Genomic DNA, 15853 nt, shown 5'->3' on the forward strand with positions numbered 1-15853 from the left:
TTTTATGCTGCTCAATATCTTGAGCAGCTTAATATAACGGTATCAATTAACGCTTACGACCAAATTTACGCTGCTTTTTATTGCTAATCTCAGTAATCGCGTGGGTAATCTCTTCTTCGTCTAAGCTTGCGACTTGCTGCAAGATTTGCATCATATCAGGCGTCAGGACGTACTTGGCATGGTGAGCGATGTCATTGATACGATGATCAAAGGTCAGCACCCCAGTTTCTTCATCTTTTTGTATGTAGTCAAGGCGCGTCAAGGCACTGATAAAGCTGGTAAACAACGCCCGATCAAAGAAATCCGGAATGTCGTCGGCATATAGCACCGACAAGCGCTGACCGAGCAAGTGACACAAATCCACGACCTCTTTTTCAGTCAGATTGCCCGAGCCTTGCTGCGCGAGTAGGGCAAGGGTCATAAAGTAACGCTCGAGACTCTGCCCGACAGGCGTGGCCAGTACTTGTAGCTGCTGATAGCCTTTACTATTGGACTCAGGGACGCTCAAGATACCATCGCCAAGCTCGACGATAAGACCATGAGCGAGCAGGCTATCGACTTTTTTGTTGAGGGTATCGTTTAGGCTGTGCGCCGGATAGTACAAAAACAGCTCGCTTTGTAAAAATGGATACATCTGCGTGGCAATATTGTCCAAACGGCTGCGCTCGATACGGCCATTACGAGCGACCAAGGCCGATAAGAACGACAGCAAAATAAAGACGTGCAATATATTGTTACGGAAGTAGCTGAGCAACGCTGCCTGCTTGCCAGCAATCTGAATGATGTCGCCTAAGATATGCGGCGTGCGCTCGATGAGCTTGAGCTTGATACCATAATCAATGATTTGCTGCGGGCTCATATCGGTGATAAAAGTATCATCAGCATAAGGCAGCTGCTGGGCGAGCCCCTGATACAAGGCGATTTGCTCGCGGCAGATGTCTTCATCAAGTGCCGCTTTTGGGGCTGATAGCAATACCAGTGACAATAACGATACTGGCGTGATGACAGCGGCTTTGTTGATATGCTGCATGATTTTGACGCCGATATTGTCCACCATGGCGCTGGTTTTTTCGTCAAGTGGGGTATCGGTGCGATCGGCAGGTAGGCTGTCTGCTGGTACATCGAACTTTGTCATAAAATCGCTAAGATGCAGCGGTGTACCAAAACTTAGATGTACATTACCAAAAATACGCTCAATTTTACGACCCACTTTGAGTAGCCCAATCAACGATTCTGATTCTTTTGGTTTGCCCTTTAACTCACCGATATAAGTGCCGCCTTCCATAATACGCTCATAACCAATATAAGTTGGGATGAACACCACAGGCTTATTGGTTTGACGTAACTGGCTATGTACCGTCATCGCCAGCATACCCATCTTCGGCGGTAGCAGTCGCCCTGAGCGAGAGCGGCCCCCTTCGATAAAGTACTCAATCGGCGTGTTGCGGGTGATGAGAGTATGCATATACTCACGCAACACCGCGGTATAAAGCGCGTTACCACGGAAACTACGGCGAATATAAAACGCTACCGCGCCGCGTAGTAGCGGCCCTAATACTGGTACGTCTAAATTGTCACCAGCGGCGACATAAGGAATGCTCAGACCGCGCTTGTAGATGACATAAGACAATAGCAAATAGTCGACATGGCTACGATGACACGGCACATAGACCAGCTCGTAGTCTGCCGCCAGCTCGCGTACGCGCTCGAAATGATGGACTTCGACGCCATCATATAGCTGTGTCCATAGCCACGTCAAAAACTTGTAAAAACCACGAATGATCGAGTGCGAGTAGTCGTTGACCATCTCATTGGCATAGCCTTTGGCGACATTGCGCGCTTCGCGTACGCTGGTACCCGTAGCCTTGGCCTCGGCTTCTATCGCGTGCTTGATGGCAGGCGAGTACACGAGCTTGTCTACAAGGTTGCGGCGGTCTGATAAATCAGGGCCCAGCATACTGGCGCGCTGCTTGTCCAGATAGGTGGTGAGCTGCTGTTGCAACATCCGCACCAGCTCGCGATTGCCATCCGCGCCAGTGGTCAAGGTATAAGCGGGCATCTCATCGCTGACAGGTTGAGCATGGTCGTCTTCTACGGGCGTGGTATGTAACTGTTCGTGGATCAGCGCACGCAAGTCCTGCGGCGGATGAAACTGCACAAAGGTATCGCGCCCCATCACTCCGATATTAAATAATTGCTTGGTGATGCTTGGGTCTTCCCAGTTATCGGTGGTCAACAGCTTAAATAACGAGTCCTCTTTTTCTGGCGCGCGTCCCCACAAAATAGACACCGGCACTAACCGAACCTTCAGCTCTGGATACTGCAACACCGCAGAGACCAAACGCGATAGTCGCGGCGAGAGTTGGCTGTCTTTGGCACTTGGGTGCTTTAAAAAGATAATAGCGGCGTTTTCTTTGATGTTATGAGCGCTATCTTGGACGCCGACCAACGCAGGCGGCAGGTTGTGCTCTTGGGTCTGTAGGTCAATCAAAATACTATTGGAGCGCGAATAATCTTGCAGCACATAAAACCTGAGCGTCTGATCATCGCTGTCAAATTCAGGCAGCTCTCCTAGTAGTTTGGGTTTGACCGCGACGTCCAGTATTTGTCCCGATAGCTTGCGATAGAGCTGATTGATCGGGGCGTTTGCATAAGGCTTAGGCGTGACTGGTTGGCCGTCAGTTGCGGCGTTGTCCGTGGTGACGGGCGCTTTAAAAATCCGTTTTTTTAGGAACTTCGGTATCATAATCAGTATCAAAAATCATCAAATATAGTGCGCTTATGATGCCATAAAAGCCAGCAAAGCGATATATGCTGTCTGTATATACTACTAATATTCATATGCCAGCGGTCATCGCTTATCTATCAGTCATCAGGCAGTAAGCGAGAACAGCGTTTAAAGACAGCACTTAAGGGCAGCAATGAAAGACAGTATTTAAAAACAAGGCTAGGCGCGCGCAGCTGGCGGTACAATCGTTTGAAAGTTGACCCGTTTAGCGCAATAATGGACGCACTGACTGATGAAAACCGCTCTGTTCTGATATCTATTAGAATGTATCTATTAAAAAAGGTAAGTGAACCTCTTATGACGCCTGCTATCAATCTTGCCAAAAAACACCGTCTGGATTATCAATTACACGAATACACCCATGATGCACAAGCGGCCTCTTTTGGTCTTGAGGCGGCAGAAAAACTGGGCGTAGATGCCGCTCAAGTCTTTAAGACCTTAGTGGTATCGAGCGATGCAGGCGCGCTTGCCGTGGCCATATTGCCCGTTGATAAGACCTTAAACTTCAAAAAAATGGCCAAAGCCTTGTCTGCTACCAAAGCCTTGTCTTGCAAAAAAGTACAAATGGCGGATAGCAAACTGGTTGAGCGCACGACCGGCTACGTACTAGGCGGCGTCAGCCCGCTTGGACAAAAAAAGCGCTTGCCGACGATGATAGATTGCTCGGCTCAAACGCAGTCTGCCATCTACGTCAGCGGTGGCCGTCGCGGCTTAGAGATAGAGTTGCCGCCGCATCAATTGGCGACGACGCTAAATGCGCATTTTGCTGCGATCACCGATGACTAGCAGCATGGTATTGACATGGTATCGATAGGCTGATGGCTGTCGGTATTTGCGACTATCGTTTTTATACTGCACTCACTCTATATAACTCGACCACATTTTTATCTTCTCACAGATATTTTTCTCGCTTTTTGATATTCTATGACACATAAAAAAAGCGCCTAAATCATAGGCGCTTCTTCATCGTTATAAATGAGTGCGAGGGGTAGTCTTAGTCTAAGAAAGCAAAGCTGTCGATGTCCATCGCTGTCATGCTCTCGCTTGGGGCAACCATACTTTCAGCATGACCTGAGGTGCGTGGCAGTAGCTTATCGAAATAGAACTCAGCGGTTTGGATCTTGGCTTGGTAGAACTCTGGCGCTTCTGTGCCGCCGTTTTTGAGCTTGTCATACGCGACCGCTGCCATACGCGCCCAGTGATAGCCCATCATCACATAGCCTGAGTACATCAAAAAGTCATCAGAGGCCGCAGAGATGATTTCGCGGTCTTTACGTGCCATCAGCATCAGACGAACGGTCAAGGTGTTCCACTCAGCACATAGCTTGGTCAATGCCCAAACGAACTTACGCATGTCTTTATCTAGCGCATACTCGCCGCACCATTTCATGATGCTTGAGGTATAGTCACGGATGATCTTACCTTTAGATTGCAAGATAACTTTACGGCCCAGTAGGTCTAGTGCCTGTACACCCGTGGTACCTTCGTACATGGTCGCGATACGAGCATCACGAGCGATCAGCTCCATACCCCATTCTTTGATATAGCCGTGGCCGCCATAGACTTGCTGACCGTGTTTGGCCGCCTCGATACCCAGCTCAGTTAAGAACCCTTTTAGGATGGGGGTATAAAAACCTAGCTTGTCATCCCATTTCTCAAACTCTGCTTCATCGCCATTGGCCACGCCTTGTGCCATTTTGTCCGCATAGCGCGCTGAGTGATAGATCATCGAACGACCACCTTCAGCAAAGGCTTTTTGCGTCAGTAGCATACGGCGTACGTCAGCGTGGTGGATGATTGCATCAGCCACTTTTTCAGGGTCTTTGGTACCAGAAAGGGTGCGCATAGAGCGGCGTTCTTTGGCATAAGGCAAGGCGTTTTGGAAAGACAGCTCCGTATGTGCCAGACCTTGGATACCTGTACCGATACGAGCAGTATTCATAAAGGTAAACATGGCTTTTAGGCCTTTGTGTGGCTCACCGATAAGATAACCAGTCGCACCATCAAAGTTCAATACACAGGTCGAAGACGAGCTGATACCCATTTTGTGCTCAATTGAACCACAGACGACTGCATTGCGTTCACCGGCCTCACCTTCAGCATTGGGCGTGAATTTTGGTACGATAAACAGCGAGATACCGCTCGTGCCTTCTGGGGCATCGGGTAGGCGTGCTAAAGTAATGTGAATGATGTTATCTGTTAGGTCGTGCTCACCGCTTGAGATAAAGATTTTGGTGCCGCTGATTTTATACGTACCGTCTTCTTGCGGGATGGCTTTTGATTTTACTTGCCCCAAATCGGTACCACACTGCGGCTCAGTCAGACACATGGTACCTGACCATGAGCCTTCGACCAGCTTTGGTAGATAGATGGCTTTTTGCTCATCAGAGCCGTACTGTAATAAGGTGTTGATACAGCCAGTAGATAGACCAGGATACATCGCCCATGGCCAGTTGGCCGTGCCGATCATCTCAGCTTTAATGAGGTTGATGGACATCGGCAAGTTCATACCGCCGTACTCTTCAGGGTATGAGATGCCTTGCCAGCCGCCTTCTACAAATTGGTCATAAGCTTCTTTAAAGCCCTTTGGTGTGGTGACTTCACCGTTTTCAAAATGACAGCCTTCTTCGTCAGCAGGCTGGTAAAGTGGTGATAGGACGTTTTCGGCAAAATCCGCCATGCCTTGCAAGATCATATCAACGGTTTCGGGATCAGCGTTTTCGCCGTTGTCTAAGCTTTTGTAGTGTGTCTGATAATCAAACACATCGTTGATCAAAAATTTGATATCACGTAAGGGTGCTTTGTAAGTTAACATAATCACTCTCTTTGGTTGGTTCGCTCTCATAGGTTTGTGGCGCAGTCGTTGAGCCAGTGTTTATGTAAGCGATCTTTACTTATTTGGGATAGAGGTAGACACTGTCTCTATTTGATAACCAATGGTCTGTTAGTCGTCTGTCAGTGGTCATGGAGGGAAGAGCAGCCAGTCGATGTCTTCCATGAAAGCTCTACAAACGTCTTTAATAAAAGTCAGCTGCTATGGCGTTTGTATGAGTATAAATCTTCTATGCGTACAAATATACAATATATAACTAATATTCATGTTTTTAATAAAATTTTATTACTTTTAGTTTTGTTGAAATGCGAATGATGGGGCTTTTTTTAGTCTGTTACTTTCATCACTTTTCTTTTAGCAGTCTTATTTTAGCACTTTTATATCAAAACCTTTATATCAGTGCTCTGCTTTTGTAGCCGCCGTTATCACAGCGGTCTAGGAGTAAGAGCAGCGTGACAATAATCAGCAGGCACTATCTAAGCAGGCATTACCTAAAGAGCAGGGTAGGCCACCGACTAAAGCAACCTATATCTAGGAGACAGTAGGCCAATTATGGGCAAAAAACTACGCAACCAGCATGTCGTTTGGCGCACCGCCTTGTGGACTCGTATCAAGTCGCTCATCGATGGCGAGCTGGATCATCTGCTTAAGGTCAATCGCAGCAAAAGACCGTGGCACACGCCCATTATCGCCGCGCTTGCTATTAGTTTTCCGGTGTTTGTCGGGGCATATTTTGATGCGCTGCCTTCAGGTATTAAGGCGTCGCTGGGGGCGATGATTATCTTAAACCTACCGCTGGTGGGTACTTTGCCGTATCGGTTGGTGACGGTCATGGCATGGGGGTTTGCGATGGCGATGAGCTTTGCTTTGGGGCTGATAGCTCAGCAGTTGCCATGGCTTAGGTTGCCGGTGTTTGTGCTGATGGCCTTTGGGGTCGTGCTGCTGGGGCGTTACTATCGTCAGCCGCCACCTGCAGGGTTGTTTGTGATGATGGCAGGCGCGATAGCACTGTTTATGCCGACACCACTGGCGCAGGTGCCAGCGGCGATGGGGCTGGTGGTTTTGGGCAGCGGGTCGTCGATGTTATTGGCGGCGCTGTATACGCTGTTTTTGCTGATGACGCGTACGGTCAAGCCTGCGCCTGTCTATCATTATGAAGCAGATACGATCGGTGATAGTGCGATTGTGGCGGGCTTTGTCAGCTTAACCTTGGCGCTCGCCATGTTTTTTGAGATGCCCTATCCTTACTGGGCGGCGATGAGCTGTTTTATCATCGTTCAGGGCATGCAGCTACGCACGATGTGGATCAAGCAGCTACACCGACTACTCGGCACTATCGCTGGCATGGCGGTCGCCGGCTGGATGCTGTCGTGGGGGCTGTCGCAGTGGGGCGTGGCCGCCTCGATACTCGCGATGATGCTGTTGATCGAGTCATTGGTCGATCGGCATTATGGTCTGGCCGTGATCTTTATCACGCCGCTGACTATCTTTATCGCTGAGTACGGCAGTGCCTCAATGGTGGCACCGATAGCAGAGGAAGTCATGCGTGCGCGGCTGCTTGATACGGCGCTCGGCTGCGTGGCCGGCCTAGGTGGCGGGCTGGCCATGCATTCGATGCGCCTACGTTGCCCATTAAGGCGTATAGAAAACTGGCTGCTGGCGCATGTTGGTTAAGCGCTATTTATCACAGTATTATTTATCATGTACTGCCTTATCATGTAACGCCGCAGTCGCTACAGCAACATCTACCTTTTGCGTCGTCCAGCGCTCAAAGCTCAGGGCTGCTTGGCCGATGAGCATGCCGTAACCGTCCGATGTCTGCGCGCCGCGAGCGGCAAAGTGCTGCAAAAACGGCAGCGTGCGTCCGTACATCATGTCGTAGGCATAATGAGCCGTTAGCGTATCTGTCAGTGGCAACGTCTCACCAGATAGCCCAATAGAGGTGGCATTGATAATAATGTCAAAGGCTCCTGTCAGCTCGCTTGTCGCACAAGTCGAGATAGCATGTGCGTTAATCACGTCGCTTGCAGCGCTCAACTCACAAGCCAACTCCTCCGCCTTGCTCACTGTACGATTGGCAATGCTCAAATCACCGATACCTGCCTGAATCAGTGGCAAAATCACCCCGCGAGCTGCGCCACCAGCGCCGATCAGTGCCACGCGCGCGCCTGCAAGTGGCCAGCCCAAGCTCAGTATATGATTGACCAAACCTTGACCGTCTGTGTTATCGCCATAAATGGCCTCAGTGACGGAAGCACCGTTTTTTAACAATGCTGTATTTAACCATAAAGTATTGACCGCGCCTGCTACCTTGGCATGTTCAGACAAGCCGCCACGCGCCGCGCAGCATGCATAGGCGACTTGTTTAAACGGCACGGTGACATTGGCACCCACGCCGCCGCCATGAAAAAACGCTTCGAGCAGCGCCGTAAAGCTGGCGGCATCATCAGGACAGTATTGGCGCTGATAGCTGATATCCATCCCCGTCTGAGCGGCAAACTGGGCATGAATCTCAGGAGATTTACTGTGGGCAATAGGATTGCCGACGACGATAAAGTGTTGGGTCATAGAGAGTCCGCGAATAAACAATGAGCAAAAGGTAATCGATAAATCTCTGCTAGAGACCAATCATCATAAGGGATAACGCGGGTGTTGACAAACCCTACGCTTGAGCAGATGGATATAAGTCATGGCTATGCGGAAGCGGAAGTACGCTATGCGTTTTTTTGACAACCTTTTGACAACGGTTTTGCTGAAAAAGGCTTTGCTGGGTTAGGTTTTTAACAAATCTGTACTTTCTGGGAGGGGGATGCGTAACGTAAAGGGTAGTCAAGTGTTATGCAGTTGGGTAAACTAACAAGCTTATGAGGCGCGTATAAGCTATATAGCCGATGCACTCTAAAAAGCGCATAGCGCTACTGGGATGCTATTTTTAAACGTAGGTTGCAGCCTCTGGGAACGCAGCACGCAAGTAAAATTTATACCAGTAGCGCGTTTAAATTTATACAACAGTTTTATGTTCAACTGACTATATAGAGTAGAGCATCACTGTTTTATAAAGTACAAATGAATATAAAGTACAAATGAATAAAGTATAAGCTGTTACCCAATCATTCATCGTTATCAGCGGCATCGCTGCCAGCTCGTTAATACTACGTTGAGACCCATCTAAAAGTGTGAGTAAATTGCCCATGTGGAATAATAACCTACAGACCCTTCTAGTCGGTACAATAATGGCGACGGCTCTGTCATTGAGCGGCTGTGATAGCAACAAAAACGATCCTGAAACCTCAGATGCGGCCACCGATAGCAGTGCGCAGGCCGTCACTGAACCGCAAGTCCAAGACAATGCGGCCTCAGACTCAGATCTCGACGGTGCGGTGGCTGAGCAGGGCACGCCTGTCAAATACGATGTCTCGGCATGGAGTAATGAAAAGGTAGAGCCTCTAAAAGTCACCGAGCTGGACGGCATCAAAACCACATTTGGCAAGGTGCTCAGTACAGACGAAAACAGTCTCGACTATGCCAGCAATCCAGCATCCAAATATCGTTTTATGAAGACCGACGCGCCGTATCTAGATATTATCGATTCCGAAAAATATCTTGAGCTTGGCTGGTACTACGCCAATCCCACCGACTCAGATACAGAAAAAGAGCACAGTCAAAACCATGCCAAAAAAGCCTACAAGCTGGCACGGCAACTGATGGGCGACGATGGTGGTAAAGTCATCGCCGATATGCTGACGGGTCAAGTCGTCAAAAACAAAGTCATCGGTGGTCAAAAAGTCGAGCTGGCCAAGTGTGAGTTTTATAGCTGTATGCTGATCATCAATAAATCAGCCGCCCAAACAGATGACGGCTAAGCGATTCAATGCTGCCATCTGATATAGCACTACCGCCTGCTAACGCCGCCTCCCTACCGAGCAATGCTTGGCACTGCCTACAATTGGCCGGCCAGCACCTAGAGGCGCTAGACTTAGATGCTGCAAAACAACGATCAGCGGCATCTGCAGTCGCCTTAGACAATCGCGGACTGGCATACGCTGATGGTTTCTTTACCACCATGGGCGTCGTCGACGGGCAGATACTGTGGCAGCAGCAGCATCGACAGCGACTGCTTAGCCATGCAAAAGCGCTGCAGCTGGATATAGACTGCCCAGCACTCATGAGCCGCCTGTCCGTCTATGGCAAGCAGCTGCAACAAGGCATGCTAAAGCTGGTCGTCACGCGTAGTACGCAGGCGGTACGCGGCTATGGCTATGCGCCTGATGCAGCTGGTCGCACCTGTGATGTCTGGCTAAAAGTGGCCGCTATGCCTGTCAAGACAGCAGAGCAAATCACGCTACCTGATGGACGCATGATGCCTAGGCAGTCTAATTGCGCCGCCGTTTGTCTATCGGCGAAGATCGCTTGCCTACCGCCGCCATTGGCTGGACTCAAAAGCCTCAATCGCTTGGATAATGTCCTCGCAAGCGGTGAGCTGCAACGGTACAAAGCGCAATGGTTAAATGCTCAGCCGGTGCCAAACCCTCCACAACCAGAGATCGGCGAAGGTCTGCTACGCGATATGAGCGGACACTGGATGGAGGGCACGATGAGCAATGTGTTTTATCAACTAGCAGAGTCGCCGCCACCTGTGTCAACCAGCAGCGATAACGACCAAACTCAGGCCAATTATCTGACCACTGGCCAATGGTATACGCCGTCGATGGCGCAGTCGGGTGTCGCTGGGGTGTTGCGACAAGTAATCATCGATGCACTTGCGAATACAGAACGACCAGTAGTTGAGCGTTCATTACATGATGAGGATTTGCCACGGATAACGCGGCTTTTCTTTTGTAATGCGCTGCGCGGGGTGATGCCGATGAGCTCGCTTACTTTGCTATCGGGTGAGGTGGTTGATGTTTTTTGAGTTGCTATTAATCATCGGTTTTATTTAACAGTCGATAAAAATGCTGCTTAAAAAATGCCTTTCTACCTTCGTTCTGTAGGTCTTTATAACGTGCTTGGCTAAGTTTTAAATATTCATCTTCTTGATCAATACCAATAAAGCGCCGTCCTAACACATTACTTGCTACCCCTGTAGTAGAGGAGCCAGCAAAAGGATCAAGGATAATAGCGTCTTTTTTAGTCGAGGCTAGGATAATTTGTGCTAATAGTGCTAATGGCTTTTGCGTAGGATGCTTGCCGCAGGACTTTTCCCATTTAGCAACAGCAGGTAGCCGCCATACATCTTTCATTTGTTTATCGTTATTCAGTTTTTTCATTAAATCATAATCATAATAATGTGGCACTTTTGGATGCTTACGTGCCCAAATTATAAATTCAGTGGAATGAGTAAAAAATCGACAAGAAAAATTAGGCGGTGGATTGGTTTTCTCCCACGTGATAACGTTAAGTATTTTAAAGCCTAATTCAGGCAATATACGACCTAAGGTAAAAATATTATGATGCGTACCACTAACCCAAACTGTGGCGTTATCTGCCATTTTTTCACGTACTGCTGCTAACCATTCATAAGTAAAAGTAGTGGCATCGTCATCACTGATTAGCTTGTCCCATTTACCTTTATTGACAGACTGAACCTTGCCGTTTTTTACTGTGAGACCATCGTTAGATAAAAAGTAAGGCGGATCAGCGAAGACCATATCTAATTCTGTTTCTATCGACGGAATAAGTGTCAAGCAATCGCCTTTCATCAGGCTAAAATCAGCTTGTTCACTTTGAAAAAATAAATGATCTGTCATATTTATTCCAGCATGTCGGCTAAAAAATAAAGCAGGGAGGGTAAGTCAAACTCGCCTTCTACAAAACCATATTGCTCGCATTCGTCTGGAATGACAACAGTTTGTCTGAGAAACCGAGGATCTTCGCTAATAATACGCAGCATGTTAGTCAGCTCATCCCTTACAGCTACTGGGCTTTGGGTTTTTAATAAATCATCGGTTTCTGATGGGGTGGCATTTACATTAATAGTAAAGTTTTCGATGTTTATCATAGCACTGTCCTCGATAACGCATTTCAGAAATATCGAAATAACACTAGTTGTGTGTTTTTAATGGTACACAGTTTTGAAGGTGATTGCAAATGGAAAGTTCGGTTTTAATTAAGTTTGGACAGCGTATCAGAACATTACGCAAAGCGCGCAAGCTTACTCAAAAACAGTTGGCTGTAATAACTGGGTTTCACTATAACTACATTGGCATGGTAGAGCGGGGTGAGCGTGATTTAAGACTTACAAATATAGAGTTATTCGCAAGTGCGTTTGATATGAGTTTATCGGAGTTATTTAATATATAAGGAATGGTTATGGCGCTGCACACTGAAAGACTAGATTTACCTAGCGGTCTTGATAGAGCTGAGATACGTAGATTTGTCATCAATGTATTTTTAGATGAATTACCAGGTGATATTAATGAATCTCAGCGATATGAATATATCGTCGAAGAGTGTGAGAATAGAGATATAATCATTGCTCGTCAAACACAATTAAATAAAGGAATGGATTTTAGGATACAGTTCAGAGATATCTATTTTCAAGGAAGAACTAGACGAACTAGGAGTCCTTCTCATCAGCATATAGTGGAAGATCTGACAGAAAAGAAGAACTATGATGAAGCAGCTTATGCTTTATTGGCTGAAAAAATAACATCTATATATAATTGTGAAAATGATAGTCAGATAACCGAAGATCTGAGAAGTCTCGATTTACCAGTAGGGTATCTATTGCCTGAGGAGATATGCCTTACTCTTAAATGGTTGTTTATAGAGCAAGACATAACTTATTGGGGTTATAGCGGCAGAGCAAAGCTCTACAACTATCTAGTAAGTTGCGAATTATTATAGAATAATTTTTTCTAAATATCCATTCTGTAGCATATCAATGTTAATCAACAGGTTGCCACGTTCAAAATAATCTTTAAGAGGATTTTGAGTGTTGGACCAACCCTTACCATCTGTGACCCAGATAAACTCTACATCTTGATTTTTCCAAAATCGGCTCATTTCTATATATTCTGTAGCAGTAGATTTTAGTTTGGATCCGCCGCCACTATAAAAATTAACTTCGATAAAAAAGAGCTTGCTATCTTGCTTTCTATAAATAACAAAATCAATAATCCTAGAGGACTTATCGACTTGTAACTCTATATTCCATGTCTCTTTAATTTTCTTTGCATTGGCTTGAGCAAGATACTCTAGCTCATGTTCATGGCAGAGTATAGCAACGAAAGACTCAACCAGTTGCTCCATTTGGGTGCCACCACGATTTTTACGCCCATTCGAATCTAGCCCGACTTCTACACCAGTACAATAGTCAGGTAAGCTCTTAATCTGTTTATTCTTAATTAGCTCCCCAAGTCCACTTTTCATAACAAAATCAACTAAGCTATCTATATCGCTATCTGAAAACTTTTTTTGTTTGAAATTAAAGTGCTTATGGATATAGTTTGTTTTATCAATAAGAATATTGACAGATTTATCACGAATAGCAAGTAAAGCTGGTAAGGCTTTTATTGTTTTTGGATATTCTTTGAAAATATTGAATAGCAACTCTTCAATATTTTCTTTACCTACCGCAGTATTGAGAAGGTTTAGTTCCTTTTCTATAGGTTCAATATTATTCAGAACTTTCGCCCAGTTGACAAAATAGTCATATTGAAGGATACCTTTGAGATTTAAAGTATCTATAAATTTCTCAAAATGTTCTACTGCGTATAAGGTCTTCATTTTTTAATAATTCCTAATTAGTAGTTCATTAATCTGCCCACGCTTTGAGCCTCTTGAATTGATGCTACGGCTCGCCTTGACCCTTTCAATTTTATAATTTGAATATAGGTCATCAAAGAACTTATTTTCAGGATCAAGGTTAGTCGTATCAGAGTTGCTCAATAGCCATTGATAGCTTTTTTGATCTAACACATCACAGAAAAACTTCAGTTTTTCTTGATCATCATCATCAAAGCTATCCTTTGCATAAGAAGTAAAGCTTGATGAGTCACTTAGTGGCTTATACGGTGGATCAAGGTAGAAAAAAACAGGCAAGTTTTGCTGATTTGATTGCTCCAGATAAATCAGAGTATCATCATAACTGCCATTATATATCTCTACATTACTGAGCAGGTTCGAGGCTTGTAATATAGTATCTTCAAAGACAAAGTTAGGCTTTTTATAGCTACCAATAGGCACATTAAACTTATTTTTACTATTGACGCGATATAGACCGTTAAAGCCTGCTCGATTCAAAAAGATAAACAGTCCAGCATGCTCGACAGGGTCAGCACTGCGGGTATTAAAAGCTTCACGTTTTGCATAGTAATAAGGCTGCTTTGCCTCTTTATCTTCTAGCTTGTCATATTCTATTTGAATGGCTTTTAGGTATGTTAACAATTCTTGAGGATAAGACTTTACAACTTGGTAAAGGTTAACAAGATCTTCGTTTACATCGTTTAAGATGACAGCAGAGGGTGGATAGTCGCTATCCAGAAGGTATAAGGCAAATGCTGCGCTACCACTGAAAGGCTCAACATAGATATATGGTGCACCATCTTTTATATACTGAGGTAAACGTTCAGTAATTTCAGGTAATAACTGACTTTTGCCACCTGCCCATTTGATAAATGGTTTTGCCATTGCCTATAACCTTTTCACTTAAAGTGTACTTCTATATTGAGCGCGAAATTATAACAGTTTTAGCTCATTAGTCGACAAGCTAAACAAATCCCATTGAAAATCACACAGTTCAGTGCTAAATTCTAGCAAACTTCTGCCCCGCGAGTTGTCATGAGCACACCAACACCTGAGTCGCCGCCCGAACGTCCCAATGATACACCAGAAAACCAGCAAGACCATGCTGCATCGTCCAATGCTGACAAGCCGCGTACGGATGACACGCCTGTAGAGCCGTCAGCCACCAACGTAGCAGATACCCCTGCGACAGATATATCGCTCATCAGCGGCGAGGGCAAACCGCGCACTTACAAAGTCGACAATCCGTCGTTTTTTATGCAGCGGGGCTATCAGGTGTTACTGGTGCTGGGGCTGATCGCCGTGTTTTTTTTGGTGATGGTTTATCAGACGCTGTTTGGCCGTATCGAGCAGCCAGCGCAGATGGTGATGATTGAGCAGGGTCAGACTTACTATGGGCTATTGCCACAGTGGCAACAGCAGATTCCGCTGTTTTCTGCCAGTGTGGCCAAGCTTTATATCAAGTCGCAAGTCGATGCGCCGCTGCACGCTGGTATCTATCAGCTGCCTGAAAATCCAACCATCGCCGAGGCACTACAGATACTAGAGCAAGGCGCAAAAGCTGCCATGGTCAAGATACAGATCATCGAAGGCAAGACCGCAAGCGACCTTTATCAGACTTTACGTGACAACCCAGGCATCAAAAAAGAAGTATTGCTAGACAGTGAGGACAGTACCCGTCCCGCGAGTAATGCCAGCATCGCTCAGGGGCTTGACCTGGTCGGTATCTTGCCAGAGGCGGTAATCAGTAGCAACGACCCCATCGTCAATCACAACCTTGAGGGCTGGTTTGCGCCAGACACTTACTATTATGGTGAAGGCTCAACCGATAAGCAGGTACTAACGGATCTGTATAAGCGTCAGCAGCAAGCACTGTTTGATGCGTGGGAAAGCCGTGCGCCGAACCTGCCGTATCAGACGCCTTATCAGGCACTGGTCATGGCTTCTATTATCGAAAAAGAAACCAGCATCGCTGATGAGCGTCCGTTGGTATCGGCAGTGTTTAAAAACCGTTTGGATAAGGGCATGCGCCTGCAAACAGACCCAACCATCATCTATGGTATGGGCAGCCGTTATGATGGTAATATTCGCCGTAAAGACATTGATGAAAAAACGTCATATAACACCTATCAAATCGATGGGTTGCCGCCAACGCCCATCGCCCTGCCATCAGCCGCTTCTATCGAGGCGACCTTGCATCCAGCAGATAGCGAGGCGCTATATTTTGTGGCAACCGGTAATGGCGGGCACAAATTTACCAATAGCTTGGCTGAGCACAATCAAGCGGTAAGAGATTACCTAAGCGTCATGCGCGAAAAGAAAGCACAAACACCGCCGCAGTAATACCCGTTAGCGATAATTTCCGTTACGTGATGCTCTTTTTGAAACCATACATCTATTTATCGAGCGCTATGTCACCTCATAGCGCTTAATCATGACACAAGGTCATCTCATGTCTGTATCTATACCTGCCAATGCCGACACCA

Annotated in this window: 14 protein-coding genes; 7 read left to right on the top strand and 7 right to left on the bottom strand. The window is 46.4% G+C overall.

Annotation, left to right across the window (positions count from 1 at the left end; all coding sequences use genetic code 11):
- Nucleotides 1-46: 46 nt before the first annotated feature.
- Nucleotides 47-2746, bottom strand: coding sequence for a glycerol-3-phosphate 1-O-acyltransferase PlsB (plsB, locus tag ACNFVB_RS01855; RefSeq protein ID WP_430737895.1), 2700 nt, complete (start codon nucleotides 2744-2746; stop codon nucleotides 47-49).
- Nucleotides 2747-3085: 339 nt separating this feature from the next.
- Between plsB and ybaK the strand changes: the two genes are divergently transcribed.
- A complete protein-coding gene (gene ybaK, locus ACNFVB_RS01860; protein ID WP_430737896.1) occupies nucleotides 3086-3574 on the top strand; it encodes a Cys-tRNA(Pro) deacylase in 489 nt (162 codons plus the stop codon).
- 208 nt (nucleotides 3575-3782) lie between these two features.
- Here ybaK and ACNFVB_RS01865 read toward each other — a convergent pair whose 3' ends face one another.
- The gene (locus tag ACNFVB_RS01865) at nucleotides 3783-5603 is read right to left on the bottom strand and encodes an acyl-CoA dehydrogenase C-terminal domain-containing protein (RefSeq protein WP_430737897.1); all 1821 of its coding nucleotides are present in this window, start codon (nucleotides 5601-5603) and stop codon (nucleotides 3783-3785) included.
- 570 nt (nucleotides 5604-6173) lie between these two features.
- Here ACNFVB_RS01865 and ACNFVB_RS01870 point away from each other — a divergent pair.
- On the top strand, nucleotides 6174-7295 hold the full coding sequence (locus tag ACNFVB_RS01870; protein ID WP_430737898.1) for an FUSC family protein: 1122 nt from the start codon (nucleotides 6174-6176) through the stop codon (nucleotides 7293-7295).
- A gap of 18 nt (nucleotides 7296-7313) precedes the next feature.
- Here ACNFVB_RS01870 and aroE read toward each other — a convergent pair whose 3' ends face one another.
- On the bottom strand, nucleotides 7314-8189 hold the full coding sequence (gene aroE, locus ACNFVB_RS01875; RefSeq protein ID WP_430737899.1) for a shikimate dehydrogenase: 876 nt from the start codon (nucleotides 8187-8189) through the stop codon (nucleotides 7314-7316).
- Between the two features lie 623 nt (nucleotides 8190-8812).
- On the opposite strand from aroE, the gene ACNFVB_RS01880 reads away from it, so the two are divergent.
- Together ACNFVB_RS01880 and ACNFVB_RS01885 are read left to right on the top strand one after the other, a co-directional pair.
- Nucleotides 8813-9484, top strand: coding sequence for a hypothetical protein (locus ACNFVB_RS01880; RefSeq protein ID WP_430737900.1), 672 nt, complete (start codon nucleotides 8813-8815; stop codon nucleotides 9482-9484).
- Between the two features lie 8 nt (nucleotides 9485-9492).
- On the top strand, nucleotides 9493-10533 hold the full coding sequence (locus tag ACNFVB_RS01885; RefSeq protein ID WP_430737901.1) for an aminotransferase class IV: 1041 nt from the start codon (nucleotides 9493-9495) through the stop codon (nucleotides 10531-10533).
- A 7-nt stretch (nucleotides 10534-10540) separates the two neighbouring features.
- Here ACNFVB_RS01885 and ACNFVB_RS01890 read toward each other — a convergent pair whose 3' ends face one another.
- Nucleotides 10541-11368: a DNA-methyltransferase gene (locus ACNFVB_RS01890; protein WP_334220944.1), complete on the bottom strand. Its 828-nt coding sequence runs from the start codon at nucleotides 11366-11368 to the stop codon at nucleotides 10541-10543.
- 2 nt (nucleotides 11369-11370) lie between these two features.
- Nucleotides 11371-11619 carry a hypothetical protein gene (locus tag ACNFVB_RS01895; protein WP_430737902.1) on the bottom strand — a complete coding sequence of 83 codons (249 nt, stop codon included), beginning with the start codon at nucleotides 11617-11619 and terminating at the stop codon, nucleotides 11371-11373.
- A gap of 89 nt (nucleotides 11620-11708) precedes the next feature.
- Here ACNFVB_RS01895 and ACNFVB_RS01900 point away from each other — a divergent pair, with 89 nt between their 5' ends.
- Both ACNFVB_RS01900 and ACNFVB_RS01905 read left to right on the top strand, forming a co-directional pair.
- Entirely contained in the window at nucleotides 11709-11921 is a 213-nt protein-coding gene (locus tag ACNFVB_RS01900) for a helix-turn-helix domain-containing protein (RefSeq protein ID WP_334220946.1), read from the top strand.
- A 9-nt stretch (nucleotides 11922-11930) separates the two neighbouring features.
- Nucleotides 11931-12467 (top strand): hypothetical protein, encoded by a 537-nt coding sequence (locus ACNFVB_RS01905; RefSeq protein ID WP_334220947.1) that lies wholly within the window; start codon nucleotides 11931-11933, stop codon nucleotides 12465-12467.
- Here the strand turns inward: ACNFVB_RS01905 and ACNFVB_RS01910 are convergent.
- Nucleotides 12462-13349 (bottom strand): type II restriction endonuclease, encoded by an 888-nt coding sequence (locus ACNFVB_RS01910; protein ID WP_334220948.1) that lies wholly within the window; start codon nucleotides 13347-13349, stop codon nucleotides 12462-12464. The two genes, ACNFVB_RS01905 and ACNFVB_RS01910, sit on opposite strands and share 6 nt — an antisense overlap.
- A gap of 3 nt (nucleotides 13350-13352) precedes the next feature.
- Nucleotides 13353-14252, bottom strand: a complete 900-nt coding sequence (locus tag ACNFVB_RS01915) for a DNA adenine methylase (protein WP_334220949.1) — start codon at nucleotides 14250-14252, stop codon at nucleotides 13353-13355.
- A gap of 150 nt (nucleotides 14253-14402) precedes the next feature.
- Here ACNFVB_RS01915 and mltG point away from each other — a divergent pair, with 150 nt between their 5' ends.
- Nucleotides 14403-15710 carry an endolytic transglycosylase MltG gene (gene mltG, locus ACNFVB_RS01920; protein WP_430737903.1) on the top strand — a complete coding sequence of 436 codons (1308 nt, stop codon included), beginning with the start codon at nucleotides 14403-14405 and terminating at the stop codon, nucleotides 15708-15710.
- The last annotated feature ends 143 nt before the right edge of the window (nucleotides 15711-15853 follow it).

It is taken from the genome of Psychrobacter sp. VH5 (assembly GCF_050572635.1).
Lineage (GTDB): Bacteria > Pseudomonadota > Gammaproteobacteria > Pseudomonadales > Moraxellaceae > Psychrobacter > Psychrobacter celer.

What these genes read in the sequence shown, in the direction of transcription:
- aroE (WP_430737899.1), bottom strand. Translation starts at nt 8,189, where the DNA reads ATGACCCAACACTTTATCGTCGTCGGCAATCCTATTGCCCACAGTAAA.
- ACNFVB_RS01915 (WP_334220949.1), bottom strand. Translation starts at nt 14,252, where the DNA reads ATGGCAAAACCATTTATCAAATGGGCAGGTGGCAAAAGTCAGTTATTA.
- ybaK (WP_430737896.1), top strand. Translation starts at nt 3,086, where the DNA reads ATGACGCCTGCTATCAATCTTGCCAAAAAACACCGTCTGGATTATCAA.
- ACNFVB_RS01880 (WP_430737900.1), top strand. Translation starts at nt 8,813, where the DNA reads ATGTGGAATAATAACCTACAGACCCTTCTAGTCGGTACAATAATGGCG.
- mltG (WP_430737903.1), top strand. Translation starts at nt 14,403, where the DNA reads ATGAGCACACCAACACCTGAGTCGCCGCCCGAACGTCCCAATGATACA.
- ACNFVB_RS01895 (WP_430737902.1), bottom strand. Translation starts at nt 11,619, where the DNA reads ATGATAAACATCGAAAACTTTACTATTAATGTAAATGCCACCCCATCA.
- ACNFVB_RS01910 (WP_334220948.1), bottom strand. Translation starts at nt 13,349, where the DNA reads ATGAAGACCTTATACGCAGTAGAACATTTTGAGAAATTTATAGATACT.
- ACNFVB_RS01900 (WP_334220946.1), top strand. Translation starts at nt 11,709, where the DNA reads ATGGAAAGTTCGGTTTTAATTAAGTTTGGACAGCGTATCAGAACATTA.
- plsB (WP_430737895.1), bottom strand. Translation starts at nt 2,746, where the DNA reads ATGATACCGAAGTTCCTAAAAAAACGGATTTTTAAAGCGCCCGTCACC.
- ACNFVB_RS01890 (WP_334220944.1), bottom strand. Translation starts at nt 11,368, where the DNA reads ATGACAGATCATTTATTTTTTCAAAGTGAACAAGCTGATTTTAGCCTG.
- ACNFVB_RS01885 (WP_430737901.1), top strand. Translation starts at nt 9,493, where the DNA reads ATGCTGCCATCTGATATAGCACTACCGCCTGCTAACGCCGCCTCCCTA.
- ACNFVB_RS01905 (WP_334220947.1), top strand. Translation starts at nt 11,931, where the DNA reads ATGGCGCTGCACACTGAAAGACTAGATTTACCTAGCGGTCTTGATAGA.
- ACNFVB_RS01870 (WP_430737898.1), top strand. Translation starts at nt 6,174, where the DNA reads ATGGGCAAAAAACTACGCAACCAGCATGTCGTTTGGCGCACCGCCTTG.
- ACNFVB_RS01865 (WP_430737897.1), bottom strand. Translation starts at nt 5,603, where the DNA reads ATGTTAACTTACAAAGCACCCTTACGTGATATCAAATTTTTGATCAAC.